Raw genomic sequence first — 3,110 nt, 5'->3', positions numbered from 1 at the left:
GTTAGCTCAACGCCTCACAACGCTTACACACCCTGCCTATCAACGTTCTAGTCTCGAACAACCCTTTAGGATACTTAAAGTATCAGGGAAGACTCATCTCAGGGCTCGCTTCCCGCTTAGATGCTTTCAGCGGTTATCGATTCCGAACTTAGCTACCGGGCAATGCGTCTGGCGACACAACCCGAACACCAGAGGTTCGTCCACTCCGGTCCTCTCGTACTAGGAGCAGCCCCCTTCAATCTTCCAACGCCCACGGCAGATAGGGACCGAACTGTCTCACGACGTTCTAAACCCAGCTCGCGTACCACTTTAAATGGCGAACAGCCATACCCTTGGGACCGACTTCAGCCCCAGGATGTGATGAGCCGACATCGAGGTGCCAAACACCGCCGTCGATATGAACTCTTGGGCGGTATCAGCCTGTTATCCCCGGAGTACCTTTTATCCGTTGAGCGATGGCCCTTCCATACAGAACCACCGGATCACTATGACCTGCTTTCGCACCTGCTCGAATTGTCATTCTCGCAGTCAAGCGGGCTTATGCCATTGCACTAACCTCACGATGTCCAACCGTGATTAGCCCACCTTCGTGCTCCTCCGTTACTCTTTGGGAGGAGACCGCCCCAGTCAAACTACCCACCAGGCACTGTCCGCAACCCCGATAAGGGGTCGACGTTAGAACATCAACACTACAAGGGTGGTATTTCAAGGACGGCTCCACACAATCTAGCGACTGTGCTTCAAAGCCTCCCACCTATCCTACACATGTAGGGTCAATGTTCAGTGCCAAGCTGTAGTAAAGGTTCACGGGGTCTTTCCGTCTAGCCGCGGGTACACTGCATCTTCACAGCGATTTCAATTTCACTGAGTCTCGGGTGGAGACAGCGTGGCCATCATTACGCCATTCGTGCAGGTCGGAACTTACCCGACAAGGAATTTCGCTACCTTAGGACCGTTATAGTTACGGCCGCCGTTTACCGGGGCTTCGATCAAGAGCTTCGACCGAAGTCTAACCCCATCAATTAACCTTCCGGCACCGGGCAGGCGTCACACCGTATACGTCATCTTACGATTTTGCACAGTGCTGTGTTTTTAATAAACAGTTGCAGCCACCTGGTATCTGCGACTCTCGTCAGCTCCATCCGCGAGGGACTTCACCATCAAGAGCGTACCTTCTCCCGAAGTTACGGTACCATTTTGCCTAGTTCCTTCACCCGAGTTCTCTCAAGCGCCTTGGTATTCTCTACCCGACCACCTGTGTCGGTTTGGGGTACGATTCCTTACAATCTGAAGCTTAGAGGCTTTTCCTGGAAGCATGGCATCAATGACTTCACTACCGTAGTAGCTCGACGTCGTGTCTCAGCCTTAAGAAGAGCCGGATTTACCTAACTCTTCAGCCTACGCACTTGAACCTGGACAACCGTCGCCAGGCCCACCTAGCCTTCTCCGTCCCCCCATCGCAATTGTAAGAAGTACGGGAATATTAACCCGTTTCCCATCGACTACGCCTTTCGGCCTCGCCTTAGGGGTCGACTTACCCTGCCCCGATTAACGTTGGACAGGAACCCTTGGTCTTCCGGCGAGGAGGTTTTTCACCCCCTTTATCGTTACTCATGTCAGCATTCGCACTTCTGATACCTCCAGCATGCTTTACAACACACCTTCAACGGCTTACAGAACGCTCCCCTACCCAATGAAGTAAAACTTCATTGCCGCAGCTTCGGTTTATTACTTAGCCCCGTTACATCTTCCGCGCAGGCCGACTCGACCAGTGAGCTATTACGCTTTCTTTAAATGATGGCTGCTTCTAAGCCAACATCCTGGCTGTCTGAGCCTTCCCACATCGTTTCCCACTTAGTAATAATTTGGGACCTTAGCTGGCGGTCTGGGTTGTTTCCCTCTCCACGACGGACGTTAGCACCCGCCGTGTGTCTCCCGGATAGTACTTACTGGTATTCGGAGTTTGCAAAGGGTTGGTAAGTCGGGATGACCCCCTAGCCTTAACAGTGCTCTACCCCCAGTAGTATTCGTCCGAGGCGCTACCTAAATAGCTTTCGGGGAGAACCAGCTATCTCCAGGTTTGATTGGCCTTTCACCCCTAGCCACAAGTCATCCGCTAATTTTTCAACATTAGTCGGTTCGGTCCTCCAATTGATGTTACTCAATCTTCAACCTGCCCATGGCTAGATCACCTGGTTTCGGGTCTATATCCAGCGACTAAGTCGCGCAGTTAACACTCGCTTTCGCTACGGCTCCCCTAGATGGTTAACCTTGCCACTGAATATAAGTCGCTGACCCATTATACAAAAGGTACGCAGTCACACCACGAAGGTGCTCCTACTGCTTGTACGTACACGGTTTCAGGTTCTATTTCACTCCCCTCACAGGGGTTCTTTTCGCCTTTCCCTCACGGTACTGGTTCACTATCGGTCAGTCAGTAGTATTTAGCCTTGGAGGATGGTCCCCCCATATTCAGACAGGATATCACGTGTCCCGCCCTACTCGATTTCACTGAATGTGCGTTGTCAACTACGGGGCTATCACCCTTTATTGCCGGACTTTCCAGACCGTTCGTCTAACGCATATAAAGCTTAAGGGCTAGTCCAATTTCGCTCGCCGCTACTTTCGGAATCTCGGTTGATTTCTTTTCCTCGGGGTACTTAGATGTTTCAGTTCCCCCGGTTCGCCTCGCTGCGCTATGTATTCACGCAGCGATACTAGCTTATGCTAGTGGGTTTCCCCATTCGGAAATCCCAGACTCAAGTGGTTTTTACTACCTAATCTGGGCTTATCGCAAGTTAATACGTCCTTCATCGCCTCTGACTGCCAAGGCATCCACCGTGTACGCTTAGTCACTTAACCATACAACCCGAAGGAGTTTCGAGTTGATGTTCAAATCACCAAAGTTGTCTCTCATTATTTGAATGAGCGAGAGACATTTCGATTTTGCCGGACTCAATTTCGAATAATCACTTTAAAAGTGATATTCCCAAGAACACTTGAATGTGTTTTTTGGTGTTTGTCATAAAGACAAACATTGAGAACTTTACAAGTAATCTTAAAGATTACTTTGTCAGCTTTCCAAATTGTTAAAGAGCTATGTTAGCTAC

The 3,110-nt window shown here is 50.2% G+C and carries 1 rRNA gene; it reads right to left on the bottom strand.

Annotated elements, in window-relative coordinates:
- Positions 1-2,862: ribosomal RNA gene (locus BCT11_RS27105) — 23S ribosomal RNA — on the bottom strand; the annotation flags it as partial.
- Between the last annotated feature and the right edge of the window lie 248 nt (positions 2,863-3,110).

It is taken from the genome of Vibrio sp. 10N.222.52.B12 (genome assembly GCF_002875385.1).
GTDB lineage: Bacteria > Pseudomonadota > Gammaproteobacteria > Enterobacterales > Vibrionaceae > Vibrio > Vibrio jasicida.
The sequence above is the reverse complement of the archived record's forward strand: the minus strand, read 5'-3'. Positions and strand labels throughout refer to the sequence as shown.